The sequence below is a fragment of the Curtobacterium sp. BNK-1 genome, assembly GCF_048685235.1.
Lineage (GTDB): Bacteria > Pseudomonadota > Gammaproteobacteria > Enterobacterales > Enterobacteriaceae > Pantoea > Pantoea agglomerans.
Genome location: NZ_JBLQTJ010000001.1, coordinates 1,935,612 through 1,950,204, shown reverse-complemented (window position 1 = coordinate 1,950,204; position 14,593 = coordinate 1,935,612). Strand labels below are relative to the sequence as shown.

The window sequence follows — 14,593 nt, the reverse complement described above, 5'->3', positions numbered from 1 at the left end:
CTGGCGCCGCCTTTTACTTTTTTTTATATGTTGTGAAGCAACAGCCTGGTAGGTACGGCAATGTTAAAATTCATCCTGCGTCGCTTGCTTGAAGCGCTACCGACGCTGTTCGTCCTGATTACCATCTCCTTCTTTATGATGCGCCTGGCGCCCGGCAGCCCGTTTACCGGCGAGCGCACCCTGGCACCGGAAGTGATGGCCAACATTGAGGCGAAATATCACCTCAACGATCCTATCGGTAAGCAGTATGTCGATTACCTGGTGCAGCTGGCGCACGGCGACTTCGGCCCATCCTTTAAATACAAAGATTATTCGGTCAACTACCTGGTCGCGCATGCGTTCCCGGTCTCGGCCAAACTTGGCCTGGCCGCGTTTCTGCTGGCGGTGGTACTTGGCGTCACGGCCGGAGTTATCGCTGCGCTCAAACAGAACAGCTTGTGGGATTTTGCGGTGATGGGGGTGGCAATGACCGGCGTGGTGATACCCAGTTTCGTGGTCGCGCCGTTGCTGGTTCTGCTGTTCGCCATCACTCTGAAGTGGCTGCCGGGCGGCGGCTGGAATGGCGGGCAGTGGAACTACATGCTGCTGCCGATGGTGGCGCTGTCGCTGGCTTACATCGCCAGTATCGCACGTATCACCCGTGGATCGATGATTGAAGTGATGCACTCCAACTTTATCCGCACCGCGCGCGCCAAAGGCTTACCGCTGCGCCGCATTGTAATGCGTCATGCGCTGAAGCCCGCGTTGCTGCCGGTGATCTCCTACATGGGACCGGCATTTGTCGGCATCATCACCGGGTCGATGGTGATTGAGTCGATCTACGGTCTGCCGGGCATCGGTCAGCTGTTTGTGAACGGCGCGCTGAACCGTGACTACTCACTGGTGATGAGCCTGACCATTCTGGTGGGTTTGCTGACCATCGTATTCAACGCGATTGTTGACGTGCTCTATGCCGTTATCGATCCCAAAATTCGTTACTGATTGCGGAGTTCGCCATGATGTTAAGTAAGAAAAACAGCGAAGCTCTTGATGCGTTCAGTGAGAAACTGGAAGTAGAAGGGCGTAGTCTCTGGCAGGACGCGCGTCGTCGTTTTATTCATAACCGCGCTGCCTCCATCAGCCTGCTGGTGCTGTTCCTGATCACCCTGTTCGTGATCTTTGCGCCGATGCTGGCGCAGTTCACCTACGACGATACCGACTGGGCTATGATGTCCTCGCCGCCCGATACCACCTCTGGTCACTGGTTCGGCACCGATTCTTCGGGTCGTGACCTGCTGGTGCGTGTGGCTATCGGTGGCCGGATCTCGCTGATGGTGGGCGTGGCTTCTGCGCTGATCGCGGTGATTGTCGGGACGCTCTATGGCTCGATTGCTGGCTATCTCGGTGGTAAAACAGACTCGGTGATGATGCGTATTCTGGAAATCCTTAACTCCTTCCCGTTTATGTTCTTCGTGATCCTGCTGGTGACCTTCTTTGGTCGCAATATCCTGCTGATTTTTGCTGCTATCGGCATGGTTTCGTGGCTCGATATGGCGCGTATTGTGCGTGGCCAGACGCTGAGCCTGAAGCGCAAAGAGTTTATCGAAGCGGCCCATGTGGGCGGGGTATCGACCTGGAAAATCGTGGTGCGCCACATCGTGCCGAACGTGCTGGGCGTGGTAGTGGTTTACGCCTCGCTGCTGGTGCCGAGCATGATCCTGTTTGAATCCTTCCTGAGCTTCCTGGGCCTGGGTACGCAGGAGCCGCTGAGTAGCTGGGGCGCACTCCTCAGCGACGGGGCAAACTCGATGGAAGTGTCGCCGTGGCTGCTGCTCTATCCGGCAGGTTTCCTGGTAGTCACGCTGTTCTGTTTCAACTTTATCGGCGATGGCCTGCGTGATGCCCTCGACCCGAAAGATCGTTAAGGAGTTTCCCGATGACTATTCATGAATTCCAGCCAGCAATGGCGGCCCGCGCGGGAAGCGAACAGCTACTTACGGTCAAAGATCTACGCGTCACCTTTGGCACGCACGATGGTGATGTTACCGCCGTTAACGACCTGAACTTCTCGCTGCGCGCCGGTGAGACGCTGGGCATCGTCGGTGAGTCCGGTTCCGGCAAATCACAAACCGCCTTTGCCCTGATGGGGCTGCTGGCGAAAAATGGCCGCATTGGCGGTTCGGCGATGTTCAATGGCAAAGAGATCCTGAATCTGCCCGAGAACAAGCTCAATAAACTGCGCGCCGAACAGATTGCGATGATTTTCCAGGACCCGATGACCTCGCTGAACCCCTATATGCGGGTGGGCGAGCAGCTGATGGAAGTGCTTAAGCTGCATAAAGGGATGAACAACGCGCAGGCGTTTGAAGAGTCGGTGAGAATGCTGGATGCGGTGAAAATGCCGGAAGCGCGCAAGCGGATGAAGATGTATCCGCATGAGTTCTCCGGCGGTATGCGTCAGCGCGTCATGATCGCCATGGCGCTGCTGTGCCGTCCCAAACTGCTGATTGCCGACGAGCCGACCACTGCGCTGGATGTTACCGTCCAGGCGCAGATTATGACGCTGCTCAACGACCTCAAGCGCGAGTTCAACACCGCCATTATCATGATCACCCACGATCTGGGTGTGGTGGCGGGGATCTGCGACAAAGTGCTGGTGATGTATGCCGGACGCACCATGGAGTATGGCCGTGCCCGCGATGTCTTTTATCAGCCGTCACATCCTTACTCGATTGGTCTGCTTAATGCGGTGCCGCGTCTGGATGCGGAAGGGGAAAGTCTGACGACGATTCCGGGTAATCCACCCAACCTGCTGCGTCTGCCGCAGGGCTGCCCGTTCCAGCCGCGTTGCCCGCACGCTATGGATATCTGCACCCAGGCACCACCGCTGGAACCCTTTGGCGAAGGCCGTCTGCGCGCCTGCTTTAAGCCGGTGGAGGAGTTAGTATGAGCACCGTAGCTGAAAAAAGAGTGTTACTGGAAATCGCCGACCTCAAGGTGCATTTCGACATCAAAGATGGCAGGCAGTGGTTCTGGCAGCCATCAAAAACCCTGAAAGCAGTCGATGGTGTCAGCCTGCGTCTGTATGAGGGGGAAACCCTGGGCGTGGTAGGTGAGTCTGGCTGTGGTAAATCGACCCTGGCGCGCGCCATTATCGGGCTGGTGAAGGCGACCGAAGGTCGGGTCGCCTGGTTAGGCCGTGATCTGCTGGGGCAAAGTGAAGAGGAGTGGCGCAAGGCGCGAAGCGATATCCAGATGATATTCCAGGATCCGCTGGCGTCGCTGAATCCGCGTATGACCATCGGCGATATCATCGCAGAGCCACTGCGTACCTATCATCCAAAAATGGCGCGTCAGGAAGTGAAAGACCGCGTCAAAAATATGATGATGAAAGTGGGGCTGCTGCCTAACCTGATTAACCGCTATCCGCACGAGTTCTCGGGCGGTCAGTGTCAGCGTATCGGTATCGCCCGCGCGCTGATTCTGGAGCCAAAGCTGATTATCTGTGATGAGCCGGTCTCCGCACTGGACGTCTCAATTCAGGCCCAGGTGGTTAACCTGCTGCAGCAGCTGCAGCGTGAAATGGGCTTATCGCTGATCTTCATTGCGCACGATCTGGCGGTGGTGAAACATATCTCTGACCGGGTGCTGGTAATGTATCTGGGGCATGCGGTGGAGCTGGGTACCTACAAAGAGGTCTACAGCAATCCTCAGCATCCTTATACCCGTGCGCTGATGTCCGCGGTGCCGATTCCCGATCCGGACAAGGAGAAGAACAAGCAGATTCAGCTGCTGGAAGGGGAGCTGCCGTCGCCGATCAATCCGCCATCAGGCTGCGTGTTCCGCACCCGTTGTCCGATTGCCGGTCCGGAGTGTGCGAAAACCCGGCCGCTGCTGGAAGGCAGCTTCAATCACGCGGTCTCCTGTCTGAAAGTCGACCCGCTATAATGCAAAACGCCGGGCAATCGCCCGGCGTTTTCTTATCAAATCTGACGCTTACTCACGCCACAGGATATGACAGAGTTTGTGGTCTTTCTCGCGGCACAGCAGCACGCGAGCAAAGACGTCGGTGATCGGTTCACCGTCCGCTTCACCCAGCCCAATCACCACCTCGGCGAAGAAGTCCGGGTTCAGATCGAAATCGACATGATCTTTCCAGTCTTCAGAGGGATCGAACAGCTCTGCGCCACCGCGCTCTTCGAACTGCAGATTGAAGAGAATGACGTCTGCCGGATCAAGATTGTCGACTGCCAGTTCGAGAAAAATATCGTAGGCTTGTTCCAGCGTTTCATCTTCGGTAAGGCGATTATTTAAATCCATAGTCTGTCCTGTCGGCCTGCGGCCATTTACACAATCTGGCTCGTTTTACAGTAAAGGACTGAAGAAGTAAAACAGTCGTTCGACGATGCGTTGCCACCAGGCACGTTTTGCCCAGCGCTTGCCATCCAGCAGGCGGGAACGGGCGATATAGTCATCCTGCACACAGGCGAGATCGCTGCCAAAACCCGCATCATCAACCACCAGCGTCACTTCAAAATTCAGCCATAAACTGCGCATATCGAGATTCACGGTTCCTACCAGGCTCAGTTGTCCGTCGACCAGCACGCTTTTGGTATGCAGCAGGCCATCTTCAAACTGATAAATTTTCACGCCCGCTTCCAGCAACTCACTGAAGAAGGAGCGGCTGGCCCAGCCAACCAGCAGCGAGTCATTGTGACGAGGCACAATCACGCTGACATTGACGCCACGCTGCGCCGCCGTACAGATAGCATGCAGCAGATCGTCGCTCGGCACTAAGTAGGGCGTAGTCATGATCAACTGTTCACGTGCCGAATAGACCGCAGTCAGCAACGCCTGATGGATCATATCTTCCGGGAAGCCGGGGCCGGAGGCGATCACCTGCACGGTGTGGCCGCTCTCCTGTTCAAACGGCATAATGTTGCGATCGGGCGGCGGCGGTAAAATGCGTTTGCCGGTCTCTATCTCCCAGTCGCAGCTGAAAACAATCCCCATCGCGGTGGCAACCGGGCCTTCCATTCGCGCCATCAGGTCAATCCACTGACCGACACCCGCGCTCTGTTTGAAGAAGCGCGGATCGACCAGGTTCATGCTGCCGGTATAAGCGATGTAGTTATCAATGAGTACGATTTTGCGGTGCTGACGCAGATCCATCCGTCGCAGGAAGACGCGCAGCAGGCTGACCTGCAACGCTTCCACCACATCGATTCCGGCATTGCGCATCATGCCGACCCAGGGGCTGCGGAAAAAGGTAACACTGCCCGCAGAGTCCAGCAGCAGGCGGCAATGAACGCCACGGCGTGATGCCGCCATCAGCGATTCCGCCACTTCATCCGCCAGACCGCCGGGATGCCATATATAGAACACCATCTCAATGTTGTGGCGGGCCAGCTGGATATCACGAATCAGCGCCTGCATCACGTCGTCGGCGCTGGTGAGCAGCTGCAGCTGGTTGCCCTTAACCCCGGCGATGCCCTGACGATGGTAGCAAAGCTCAAACAGCGAACGCGCAACGTCGCTGTGTTCGGTGGCAAAAATTTCACGGCACTGCTTAAGGTCAGTAAGCCAGCGTGCAGTGGATGGCCACATGGTGCGGGCGCGCTCCGCACGACGTTTACCCAGATGGAGTTCGCCAAAAGAGAGATAAGCGATAATCCCTACCAGCGGCAGAATATAGATAACCAGTAGCCAGGCCATCGCGGATGTCACTGCCCGTCGCTTCATCAATACGCGCAGCGTAACCCCGGCGATCAGCAGCCAGTAACCAAACACCAGCAACCAGCTGATCAGGGTATAAAAAGTGGTCATAAAGTGGACATCCCGTTCGCGCTTTCGTCCGGCAAGTTTACGTGCAGATGACGGCTAACGGAACCCTTTATCCCGGACATCCTCGATGAAGGATCCGATTTGGCATTACCGCAGAGATCTCTATAATGCCCTCGCGTATATCTCGTGTGTATGACGTCAGAGAGGAAGTGATGAAACGAAGCAGAAATGAAGTGGCGCGCTGGAGAATGTTACGGCAGGTGCATCGCCGCCGCTCCCGCTGGCTGGAAGGGCAGTCGCGGCGGTATAAGCGTATCCACTGCATTCGCCATCGGCTTGCACAACAGCAGCGTCGTTCGATTCTGTTTATTACGCAGATAATATAGCGAAAGCCCGGTGAATTCAGCCTGTCGGACAAAGCAGGCTGTTCAGACTTCAAATCAGGCTTCAAAAAAAACCGATTCTGCCATCGCCCGTCGCGCTATCAGGTGCTCCTGATGCGACGCGCCACGATCGCTGACTTCGCGCATCAGACATTCCATTGAGCTGCCCAGCTCAGTCGGCCTGTGGTAACCCACACGATCGTACCATTCGTAAGACCACTGACGCGATTTACGCTGATAATAGACAGTGAGCCACACTGAGCAATTAGCAGGGTAACCACTCATTACTTCTATTTTGGGGTCAACAATAGAAAGGAGCCGGGATAACAGCGGGTCGAGCAATGTAAGGGACTGGCCAGAATAAGTTTTATGCATAATGTGCCCGCGACTGTGCTGTGCATCCATTCAGAGGTTCAACTCACAAGGGGTAAATGTAGACAGCTCTGCGAGATAATTCCTCTTTAATACTAAAAAAAGGACGGAAAGATCATTTTTTAATAGTAAAACAGGTCATGCAGGCGCGGACTAAAGAGGGAATATTAACAGGATAAAAACCGCAGGCTAAAAAGTTGTACAACTTTACAGTGTTGTAATGTGCTGTTATTTATGGGTTTGTTCTCATTAAAACAAGACGATCTGATTTTTTAACCTAAATATCTGTACAGATAGCTCGTTGTTGTATAACTTTATCGCATCGGTTATTAATCTTAAATGAATCCTATGAGGGTCAACCATGCAGACTAACGTTCGTATTTCCGCTTCAGTCTCTGACATCTCCGCGTATTTACATAGCGCCGCGCAGCCCTCACAACAGGCCATTCTTGGCTCCGTCGTGACGGAAATTATCAGTTCGGGTCGTAGTCTGAATCGTAAAGCGATCTGCTCAAAACTGATCGGCCGCTTACAGCATGTCACCAGCCCGGAAGAAGAACAGCACTATCATGCGCTGATTGGCCTGATTCTGGATCGCGGTTAACTCATCGCTGAAAATAGCCAGTGGCGGGATAATAAAGAGAGCGTGTATTATTGAATGACCAGGCCGGTGTACTGCCGGTTTATTATCAATGTCGTTCAGAACAACGCTTTAATTTATTAAGATCAATTGGTCGCTGCGTTTATTCGCGAGGCAGAATATTCAGACCGGCCGGTTGCTGCGACAGAGAGTGATGTGCTGCTCTGTCGCAATGAAACCTCAGGTCTGATTAACCAGCGAGACGTTGTGTCGTCATCATCAGCGTTACGTTCACCAGCTGCAGTGCCGCCGCCAGCACGATCAGCATGACAATCCACTGCTTTTTATTACGCCAGCCCTGAGTTCGCCAGAGATAAACCGCGCTTCCGATCAGTAAAGCGATAATGGCCAATAGCCCCAGAATGATTATCTGCATCTTTCCTCTCTTGAACGATCAAAATAAAAATGGCTTCTGTGCCAGGCACAGAAGCCATTTTCAATGCTGAGTCACGATCAGAAGACGCGTTTAAACGGCTTAACCGAAACCTGCTTATAGACGCCCGCGGCGAAGTAGGGATCATCCTGTGCCCAGGATTGTGCTTCTTCTAATGACGGGAATTCAGCAATCACGGTTGAGCCGGTAAAGCCCGCTACACCAGGATCGTTGCTGTCGACAGCAGGCATCGGGCCTGCAATGATCAGGCGTCCCTCTTCCTGCAGCAGTTTGAGCCGTGCCAGATGGGCAGGGCGCACGGCGTTACGTTTTTCCAGTGAATCTGCAGTATCTTCTGCATAAATGACGTAAAGCACTAAGGAACTCCCATTAACCAGAATTTCGCAACACGTTAAGGGATTGCCCCTCAGAGTGCAAACGAAACCTCAGAGTGGTGAATGGCTCAGCATAAAGGGCTAAAAAGCGCTTTTCTTCAGGCGGGATGGCGGGAGTTATTGAAACTGATTGCTATTTGCATTTAAAATCGCTGCTTCATTCAATCACTGCGACTGTTATGACCACGCTGACTATGCCATTACCTAAACGCACGCCTGTCTCCATGTTGTTGTCTGTTGCTTTGCATGGGGCCGTGATAGCCGGAATTCTGTATGCTTCATTCCAGCAGGTGATTGAGGTGCCCAAAGCGTCGCAGCCCATCAGCGTTACCATGGTCGCCCCTGAAGTCCAGCCTGAGCCTGCACCGGCCATCGTGGAGCCGCCTGCACCACAGCCAGAACCTCAGCCAGAACCTGAACCGGTGCCGGAACCTCAGCCCGTGCCCGAACCGCCGAAAGCGGAGCCGGTGCCGATTCCCAAACCTGAGCCTAAGCCAAAGCCCAAACCGAAACCAGAGCACAAGCGGGAGCAGCCTAAACGCGAGGTGAAGCCGCGTCAGGAGAGCAAACCGCAGGCCGATCCGTTTAAGCAGGAAGCCCCAGCGACGCAGAACAAACCGACCACGGCGCCAAAATCTACGCCGTCACCCACCTCATCGGCCTCAACCGGCCCAAAAGCACTGAACGTCAGTAAGCCTGGCTATCCACAACGCGCATTTGCACTGCGTGTAGAGGGGCGGGTACGGGTGAAGTTTGATGTGGATAGTGAGGGACGGGTGGATAACATCCAGATCCTCTCTGCTGAGCCGCGCAATATGTTTGAGCGTGAAGTTAAGCAGGCGATGAAAAAGTGGCGCTATCAGAGCGGACGGCCAGGGCAGGGTCTGACCATGAATATCGTGTTTAAGATTAATGGTGGGGCCAGCCTGGAATAAAGCGTCAGGTCAGGCTAAAACAGCCTGACCTGTTTTTCATTCGCCGGGTTGCTGGTTGGCACGACCGGCTGGCAGAGGACGGGAATTACCCTCATTGTCGACCGCCACATAAATAAACACCGCTTCCGTCGCAATGTAAGTTTGTCCAATCGGCTCAGACGACACTTTTTTGATCCACACTTCCACATTAATCGTCATGGAACTGTTGCCGGTACGAAGACAGCTCGCATGGCAGCTCACCACATCGCCCACCGCGACGGGCTTCATAAATGACATGCCGTCGACGCGAACCGTCACCACGCGTCCTTCAGCGATCTCTTTCGCCAGGATAGCGCCACCCATATCCATCTGTGACATCAGCCAGCCACCAAAAATATCGCCGTTGGCGTTGGTGTCTGCTGGCATGGCGAGCGTACGCAGCACCATTTCGCCTTTCGGCAATGTATGTTTTTCGCCCATTGCTTCCACTTCTATGCAGGTGAATGCTAAAAAAATGCCCGGCGTACCGGGCAGATGATTATTTTTGTTCCTGCTGCGGCATCTGTCGCCAGATGTAAAGCCCGCTGAGCAGGGTAAACAGTAAGGTCAGACCGGAGAGACCGAACACTTTAAAGTTAACCCAAAACGCCTGAGATAACCAAAAGGCGACATAGATGTTTACCAGGCCGCAGATAAAGAAGAACAGCGCCCAGGCAACGTTGAGCCTGCGCCAGACCGCGTCGGGCAGCTGCAGCTCTTTGCCCAGCATGCGCTGAATCAGCGTCTGCTCCATAAACCACTGGCTGTAGAGCAGGGCGGCGGCAAACAGGCTGTAGATAACCGTGACTTTCCACTTAATGAACTCATCGTTGTGGAACACCAGCGTCAGGGTGCCAAAAACCGCCACCAGCACAAAGGTGAAAATCGTCATCTTTTCCAGCTTGCGATAGAGCACCCAGCTGACAACCAGCGCCAGACCGGTCGCGACAATCAGCGCGCCCGAGGCGACAAAAATGTCATACAGCTTGTAGAAGATGAAAAAGACCACCAGGGGAAGAAAGTCGAGTAGCTGCTTCATAGTTTTTCCATTCAGAGTTGGCTGCAAATGTGCCCGAAGGCACATCGTCAATCAACGTAACAGCATATAGAGCCGATAAAGATAGATAATCAACATCGCCGAAACCACATTGCCTGCCGCGGTGAAAATCACCGACGAGACATTCAGCGGTAAAACCGTCAGCGAAGAGAAGAACAGCATCACCACCACTTTGGCCAGCAGCCAGAGCAGAATAGCGGGGGCAATCAGCTTCACATTCTTCCACGCCATCCGCATGCTGGCCCGCATGGCGGCAAAGACACCCATCTTCTCACTGGCCACCATCACCGGAGCCAGCGACAGCAGAATCGTCAGCAGAATGCCTGGCACCACCAGCACCATAAAGCCCAGTTGCGCCACCAGCGTCATCAGGAAGGTGAGCAGCAGCAGCTTTGGCAGCAGCGGCGCTGAAGCACCAATCGCCCGCAACGCACTGACACGCTGGCCGGAAGAGACCATCGGGATCAGATAGAGCATTCCGCCAAGCAGCAGCGTGTTCCCCATCAGCGCAGCGAAGGTGCTGGCCGCCGAGGCGCGCAGCAGCACCTGCTGCTGTTCCGGTGACATATTCTGCACCATCTCAAACAGCGAACCGGCGCTATCGTCACCCTGTTGCAGGAGGGCCATCTGATCGGCACCTGGCGTCAGCACATGCACCAGCATGACGGTGATAAAAGCGGCCAGCAGCGACATCAACAGCACCGTAGCCAGTTGATGGCGCGCGAAATTTCCTGTGTCACGGTATAACGAGCTTGCCGTGATAGACATGTACACTCCTTTGAGGAACCGGGTTAATTAACCCGGCGATTGTACATGTTCTGGCAGCTCGCTGGCACCCGCTGCGGCATAACTTTCTGTCATGACAGGTAAAGATGGGGAAAAAAGGGCGGGAAGACCATATCTGGCGCGGGCGCGATCGCAGGCTTCATTGTGGATACCCGCTTCGCCCGACATCGAAAATTCCCGACAGGGCGTCGGACGTTGTTCGTAGATTCCGCAGGAGACACAGCCGCCAATGTCGCCTTCAAGGGCAACGCAGCGCGGCGCGCGATCGTTCGTTCCACGCATATTGCGCATTAACAGGCTGAGCGGTTCGGTTAATGCGGTCGGCACCGGGCCGCCTGCATCATCGGCTTCGGCCCAGTAAAATGAGACGCGGAAATGGGCGCAGCAGGCGCCACAGCTGACACAAGGGTTAGTTATTTCACTCATTTGATCACCCGCCCCTCCCAGGGCATCGAACCAAAATCACCAGAGAAGATAAGCAAAATAGGCCTGGCGAAATTATTCAGCAAGGGGAATTTTGCTGCGCCAGCCCGAGCCGAAATTGATCTAAATCAATTCATTGTTTTTTAAGTAATTTATCTGAAGGGTACAGAGTGCAATTTTCTGTAAATCACGTTAAATATTTGCCAGCAAAAAGCGATGACGTTCGCGACATTAACATTAAGCAAAGGAGTGATGATGAAACTGGCAAAATGCGCGATGCTGCTGGCTCTGGCTTTTCCCCAACTGTCGATGGCCCACGAAGCAGGCGACTTCTTTATGCGTGCCGGTAGTGCCACCGTCCGGCCCACCGAAGGTTCCGATAATGTGTTAGGGATGGGCGAGTTCAGCGCATCCAACGACACGCAGCTGGGCCTGACCTTTACTTACATGGCAACCGACAACATTGGTGTCGAATTACTGGCCGCCACACCGTTCCGTCACAAAGTGGGCCTGGGCCCGACCGGAACACTGGCAACGGTACGCCAGTTACCGCCTACGCTGATGGCGCAGTACTACTTCTTTGACAGCAAGAGCAAAGCGCGTCCTTACGTTGGCGTGGGTATCAACTACACCACCTTTTACGATGCCGATTTCAATCAAACGGGCCGCGATGCGGGCCTGACCGATCTCAGCGTGAAGGATTCCTGGGGTGTGGCGGGTCAGGTCGGTCTGGATTATCAGATTAACCGTGACTGGATGCTGAATGCGTCGGTGTGGTACATGGATATTGATACGGAAGTGAAGTTTAAAGCGGGTGGCGAGCAGCAGAATATCAATATGCGCATCGATCCCTGGGTCTTCTTCTTCGGAGCGGGTTACCGTTTCTGATGATAAAGATGATAAAAAGGCCGCTGAATCAGCGGCCTTTTTTGTCTGTTAAGACGTTATTTGATCTGCATATTGTTAACAACGGACTTCACGCCCGCCACGCTGCGCGTAACCTGAACGGCACGGTTAGCCATCTGTGGTGATGAAACAAAACCGCTCAGCTGAACTTTACCTTTAAAGGTTTCTACGTTGATTTCAGTTGATTTCAGCGAGTCATCTTTCAGCAGTTCACCTTTAACTTTTGTGGTCACCACGGTGTCATCAATATAGCCACCGGTTCCCTCTTTGGTTGCGGTTGGCGCACAGGCGCTCAGTGTCAGCGCAACCACGCCCGCCAGTACAGCACCTGTCAGCAGTTTAACGAATTTCATTGCTTTCTCTCCCTGTCACAAAATGGATGCGACGTTACCGTAACGGCGCATTGTCATTGTGGTGCAGATTTTGCAAAAAGGGCAAATGGGGGAATGAAAAAAAAGGAAACAAATCATGCCTTATCGCGCGATAAGGCATGCTGGCAGGATTAACGGCTGGCGGCTTTAAGACGGCTGACAAAGTTCTTCAGCTCGCTCAGCATCACCTCAGGCTCTGAATGATGTTTTTCGATGATTCTGACAATCGCAGAGCCGGAGATCGCGCCCGCAGCGCCCGCGGCGATCGCTTCCTTAACCTGTTCAGGCTCAGAGATACCAAAGCCCTGCAGCGGCGGGGCTGCATGGTATTCACGCAGCTTGTCGATCAGATGCTGCAACGGCAGGCTGGCGCGGTTTTCAGCACCGGTCACGCCCGCGCGCGACAGCAGGTAGGTGTAACCCCGTCCGTGTGAAGCGATCTCGCGCAGCAGCTCATCGCTGGCGTTAGGCGGACAGATGAAGATGGGTGCTATGCCATGACGCAGCGCCGCCTGACGGAAGGGCGCGGACTCTTCAACGGGCACATCCGCCACCAGCACCGAATCCACACCCGCCTCTGCACAACGGGCATAGAACTCATCCACACCGTTGGTGAAGACCAGATTGGCGTACATCAGCAATCCAATCGGCAGATCCGGATACTTACGGCGGATAGTGGCCAGCATTTCAAAGCATTGGCTGGTGTTGGTGCCCGCCGCAAAGGCGCGTAACGTCGCATTCTGGATGGTCGGGCCATCTGCAAGGGGATCGGAGAAGGGAATACCCAGCTCCAGTGCATCCGCGCCTCCTTCAACCAGGGCATCAATCACGCGCAGTGAAAGCTCCGGTGACGGATCGCCCAGCGTAACAAAAGGAACGAAAGCCCCTTCGTTATTCGCTGACAGACGCGTAAACAGTTGATTGTAACGTTCCATCAGATTTCTCCCTGCGCTGTCAAAATGTCATGAACGGTGAAAATATCTTTGTCGCCGCGGCCAGAGAGGTTGACCACAATCAACTGCTCTTTTTCCGGCTCGGCCTGAATCATTTTCATGGCGTGCGCCAGGGCGTGGGATGACTCCAGCGCCGGAATGATACCTTCATCGCGACAGAGCTGTTTAAAGGCGGCCAGCGCTTCGTTATCGGTGATGGAGACATATTCCGCACGACCAATGCTGTTCAGGTGAGCATGCTGCGGGCCTACCGACGGGAAGTCGAGGCCGGCAGAGATGGAGTAAGACTCCTCAATCTGGCCATCATGGGTCTGCATCATCGGCGATTTCATACCGAAGTAGATGCCGACGCGACCGTGCTTGAGCGGCGCGCCATGCTCGCCGGTCTCAATGCCGTGGCCCGCAGGCTCTACGCCGATCAGCTTCACGCTGGTCTCATCGATAAAGTCGGCAAACATGCCGATGGCGTTGGAGCCGCCGCCCACACAGGCGAGGATCGCATCGGGCAGACGACCCTCTCTTTCCAGAATCTGCTTTTTAGTCTCTTCGCCAATCATGCGCTGGAACTCACGCACAATCGTCGGGAAGGGATGCGGACCCGCTGCGGTGCCGAGCATATAGTGTGATGTCTCGTAGCTGCCAGACCAGTCGCGCAGTGCTTCATTACAGGCATCTTTCAGCGTGGCGGAGCCGCTGTGCACCGGGATCACTTCTGCGCCCATCAGACGCATACGGAAGACGTTGGGTGACTGACGCTCCACATCTTTTGCGCCCATATAGATGCGGCATTTCATGCCCAGCAGAGCACAGGCCAGCGCTGAAGCTACGCCGTGCTGACCCGCACCGGTTTCGGCAATGATTTCGTTTTTGCCCATGCGTTTGGCTAACAGCGCCTGACCCAGCACCTGGTTGGTCTTGTGCGCGCCACCGTGCAGCAGATCTTCACGCTTAAGATAGAGGCGGGTTTTGGTGCCTTTAGTCAGGTTTTTGCACAGCGTCAGGGCGGTAGGGCGACCCGCATAGTTCTTCAGCAGGTCGGTAAACTCGGCCTGAAACTCAGGATCTTTCTGGGCGTCGACAAACGCCTGTTCCAGCTGGCGCAGGGCTGGCATCAGGATTTGCGGAACATACATTCCGCCAAATTCGCCAAAGTAGGGATTAAGTAACGTCATTTTTTATCTTCCTTTCTCGGGCCCGCCGTTGAGCAGGCCAGGCAAA

General features: G+C 54.6%; 20 protein-coding genes. 8 read left to right on the top strand and 12 right to left on the bottom strand.

Annotated features, from left to right (window positions below; genetic code table 11):
- Positions 1-60: 60 nt before the first annotated feature.
- Genes oppB through oppF form a run of 4 tightly spaced genes read left to right on the top strand, consistent with a single transcriptional unit; the run spans position 61 to position 3,927 of the window.
- Positions 61-981, top strand: coding sequence for an oligopeptide ABC transporter permease OppB (oppB, locus tag ACMGGP_RS09285; RefSeq protein ID WP_010244379.1), 921 nt, complete (start codon positions 61-63; stop codon positions 979-981).
- Positions 982-995: 14 nt separating this feature from the next.
- Complete coding sequence (gene oppC, locus ACMGGP_RS09280) at positions 996-1,904, top strand: oligopeptide ABC transporter permease OppC (RefSeq protein ID WP_010244382.1); 909 nt, start codon at positions 996-998, stop codon at positions 1,902-1,904.
- Positions 1,905-1,915: 11 nt separating this feature from the next.
- Positions 1,916-2,929 carry an ABC transporter ATP-binding protein gene (locus ACMGGP_RS09275; RefSeq protein WP_010244386.1) on the top strand — a complete coding sequence of 338 codons (1,014 nt, stop codon included), beginning with the start codon at positions 1,916-1,918 and terminating at the stop codon, positions 2,927-2,929.
- Positions 2,926-3,927, top strand: coding sequence for a murein tripeptide/oligopeptide ABC transporter ATP binding protein OppF (gene oppF, locus ACMGGP_RS09270; protein ID WP_010244389.1), 1,002 nt, complete (start codon positions 2,926-2,928; stop codon positions 3,925-3,927). Before ACMGGP_RS09275 ends, oppF begins: the two co-directional genes overlap by 4 nt.
- Positions 3,928-3,975: 48 nt before the next feature.
- On the opposite strand, the gene ACMGGP_RS09265 is transcribed toward oppF, so the two are convergent.
- A complete protein-coding gene (locus ACMGGP_RS09265) occupies positions 3,976-4,299 on the bottom strand; it encodes an HI1450 family dsDNA-mimic protein (protein ID WP_003853921.1) in 324 nt (107 codons plus the stop codon).
- 45 nt (positions 4,300-4,344) lie between these two features.
- Positions 4,345-5,805 (bottom strand): cardiolipin synthase, encoded by a 1,461-nt coding sequence (cls, locus tag ACMGGP_RS09260; protein WP_010244396.1) that lies wholly within the window; start codon positions 5,803-5,805, stop codon positions 4,345-4,347.
- A 170-nt stretch (positions 5,806-5,975) separates the two neighbouring features.
- Between cls and ACMGGP_RS09255 the strand changes: the two genes are divergently transcribed.
- Complete coding sequence (locus ACMGGP_RS09255) at positions 5,976-6,149, top strand: YciY family protein (protein ID WP_498798380.1); 174 nt, start codon at positions 5,976-5,978, stop codon at positions 6,147-6,149.
- Between the two features lie 54 nt (positions 6,150-6,203).
- On the opposite strand, the gene ACMGGP_RS09250 is transcribed toward ACMGGP_RS09255, so the two are convergent.
- On the bottom strand, positions 6,204-6,431 hold the full coding sequence (locus ACMGGP_RS09250; RefSeq protein WP_228312651.1) for a hypothetical protein: 228 nt from the start codon (positions 6,429-6,431) through the stop codon (positions 6,204-6,206).
- Positions 6,432-6,879: 448 nt separating this feature from the next.
- Between ACMGGP_RS09250 and ycgZ the strand changes: the two genes are divergently transcribed.
- Positions 6,880-7,122 carry a regulatory protein YcgZ gene (gene ycgZ, locus ACMGGP_RS09245; RefSeq protein ID WP_498798379.1) on the top strand — a complete coding sequence of 81 codons (243 nt, stop codon included), beginning with the start codon at positions 6,880-6,882 and terminating at the stop codon, positions 7,120-7,122.
- 226 nt (positions 7,123-7,348) lie between these two features.
- On the opposite strand, the gene ACMGGP_RS09240 is transcribed toward ycgZ, so the two are convergent.
- Both ACMGGP_RS09240 and ACMGGP_RS09235 read right to left on the bottom strand, forming a co-directional pair.
- Entirely contained in the window at positions 7,349-7,534 is a 186-nt protein-coding gene (locus ACMGGP_RS09240; RefSeq protein ID WP_010670260.1) for a hypothetical protein, read from the bottom strand.
- Between the two features lie 77 nt (positions 7,535-7,611).
- Entirely contained in the window at positions 7,612-7,908 is a 297-nt protein-coding gene (locus tag ACMGGP_RS09235; protein WP_010244407.1) for a YciI family protein, read from the bottom strand.
- A 197-nt stretch (positions 7,909-8,105) separates the two neighbouring features.
- Here ACMGGP_RS09235 and tonB point away from each other — a divergent pair, with 197 nt between their 5' ends.
- Positions 8,106-8,861, top strand: a complete 756-nt coding sequence (gene tonB, locus ACMGGP_RS09230; protein ID WP_029519522.1) for a TonB system transport protein TonB — start codon at positions 8,106-8,108, stop codon at positions 8,859-8,861.
- A 36-nt stretch (positions 8,862-8,897) separates the two neighbouring features.
- Here the strand turns inward: tonB and yciA are convergent, their stop codons facing one another.
- Genes yciA through ACMGGP_RS09210 form a run of 4 tightly spaced genes read right to left on the bottom strand, consistent with a single transcriptional unit; the run spans position 8,898 to position 11,148 of the window.
- Positions 8,898-9,320, bottom strand: coding sequence for an acyl-CoA thioester hydrolase YciA (gene yciA, locus ACMGGP_RS09225; protein WP_010244413.1), 423 nt, complete (start codon positions 9,318-9,320; stop codon positions 8,898-8,900).
- Between the two features lie 58 nt (positions 9,321-9,378).
- A complete protein-coding gene (locus ACMGGP_RS09220) occupies positions 9,379-9,918 on the bottom strand; it encodes a septation protein A (RefSeq protein ID WP_010244416.1) in 540 nt (179 codons plus the stop codon).
- Between the two features lie 51 nt (positions 9,919-9,969).
- Positions 9,970-10,704 (bottom strand): YciC family protein, encoded by a 735-nt coding sequence (locus ACMGGP_RS09215; protein ID WP_010244420.1) that lies wholly within the window; start codon positions 10,702-10,704, stop codon positions 9,970-9,972.
- 27 nt (positions 10,705-10,731) lie between these two features.
- Complete coding sequence (locus ACMGGP_RS09210; protein ID WP_010244424.1) at positions 10,732-11,148, bottom strand: YkgJ family cysteine cluster protein; 417 nt, start codon at positions 11,146-11,148, stop codon at positions 10,732-10,734.
- A 249-nt stretch (positions 11,149-11,397) separates the two neighbouring features.
- Here ACMGGP_RS09210 and ompW point away from each other — a divergent pair, with 249 nt between their 5' ends.
- The gene (gene ompW / locus ACMGGP_RS09205) at positions 11,398-12,033 is read left to right on the top strand and encodes an outer membrane protein OmpW (RefSeq protein ID WP_029519099.1); all 636 of its coding nucleotides are present in this window, start codon (positions 11,398-11,400) and stop codon (positions 12,031-12,033) included.
- Between the two features lie 56 nt (positions 12,034-12,089).
- Here the strand turns inward: ompW and ACMGGP_RS09200 are convergent, their stop codons facing one another.
- The 3 genes from ACMGGP_RS09200 to trpB all read right to left on the bottom strand — a co-directional run bounded on the left by ACMGGP_RS09200 (position 12,090) and on the right by trpB (position 14,547).
- On the bottom strand, positions 12,090-12,404 hold the full coding sequence (locus ACMGGP_RS09200) for a BON domain-containing protein (protein ID WP_010244430.1): 315 nt from the start codon (positions 12,402-12,404) through the stop codon (positions 12,090-12,092).
- 149 nt (positions 12,405-12,553) lie between these two features.
- Positions 12,554-13,357, bottom strand: a complete 804-nt coding sequence (trpA, locus tag ACMGGP_RS09195; protein ID WP_010244433.1) for a tryptophan synthase subunit alpha — start codon at positions 13,355-13,357, stop codon at positions 12,554-12,556.
- Positions 13,357-14,547 carry a tryptophan synthase subunit beta gene (gene trpB / locus ACMGGP_RS09190; RefSeq protein WP_010244436.1) on the bottom strand — a complete coding sequence of 397 codons (1,191 nt, stop codon included), beginning with the start codon at positions 14,545-14,547 and terminating at the stop codon, positions 13,357-13,359. Before trpB ends, trpA begins: the two co-directional genes overlap by 1 nt.
- Positions 14,548-14,593: the final 46 nt, after the last annotated feature.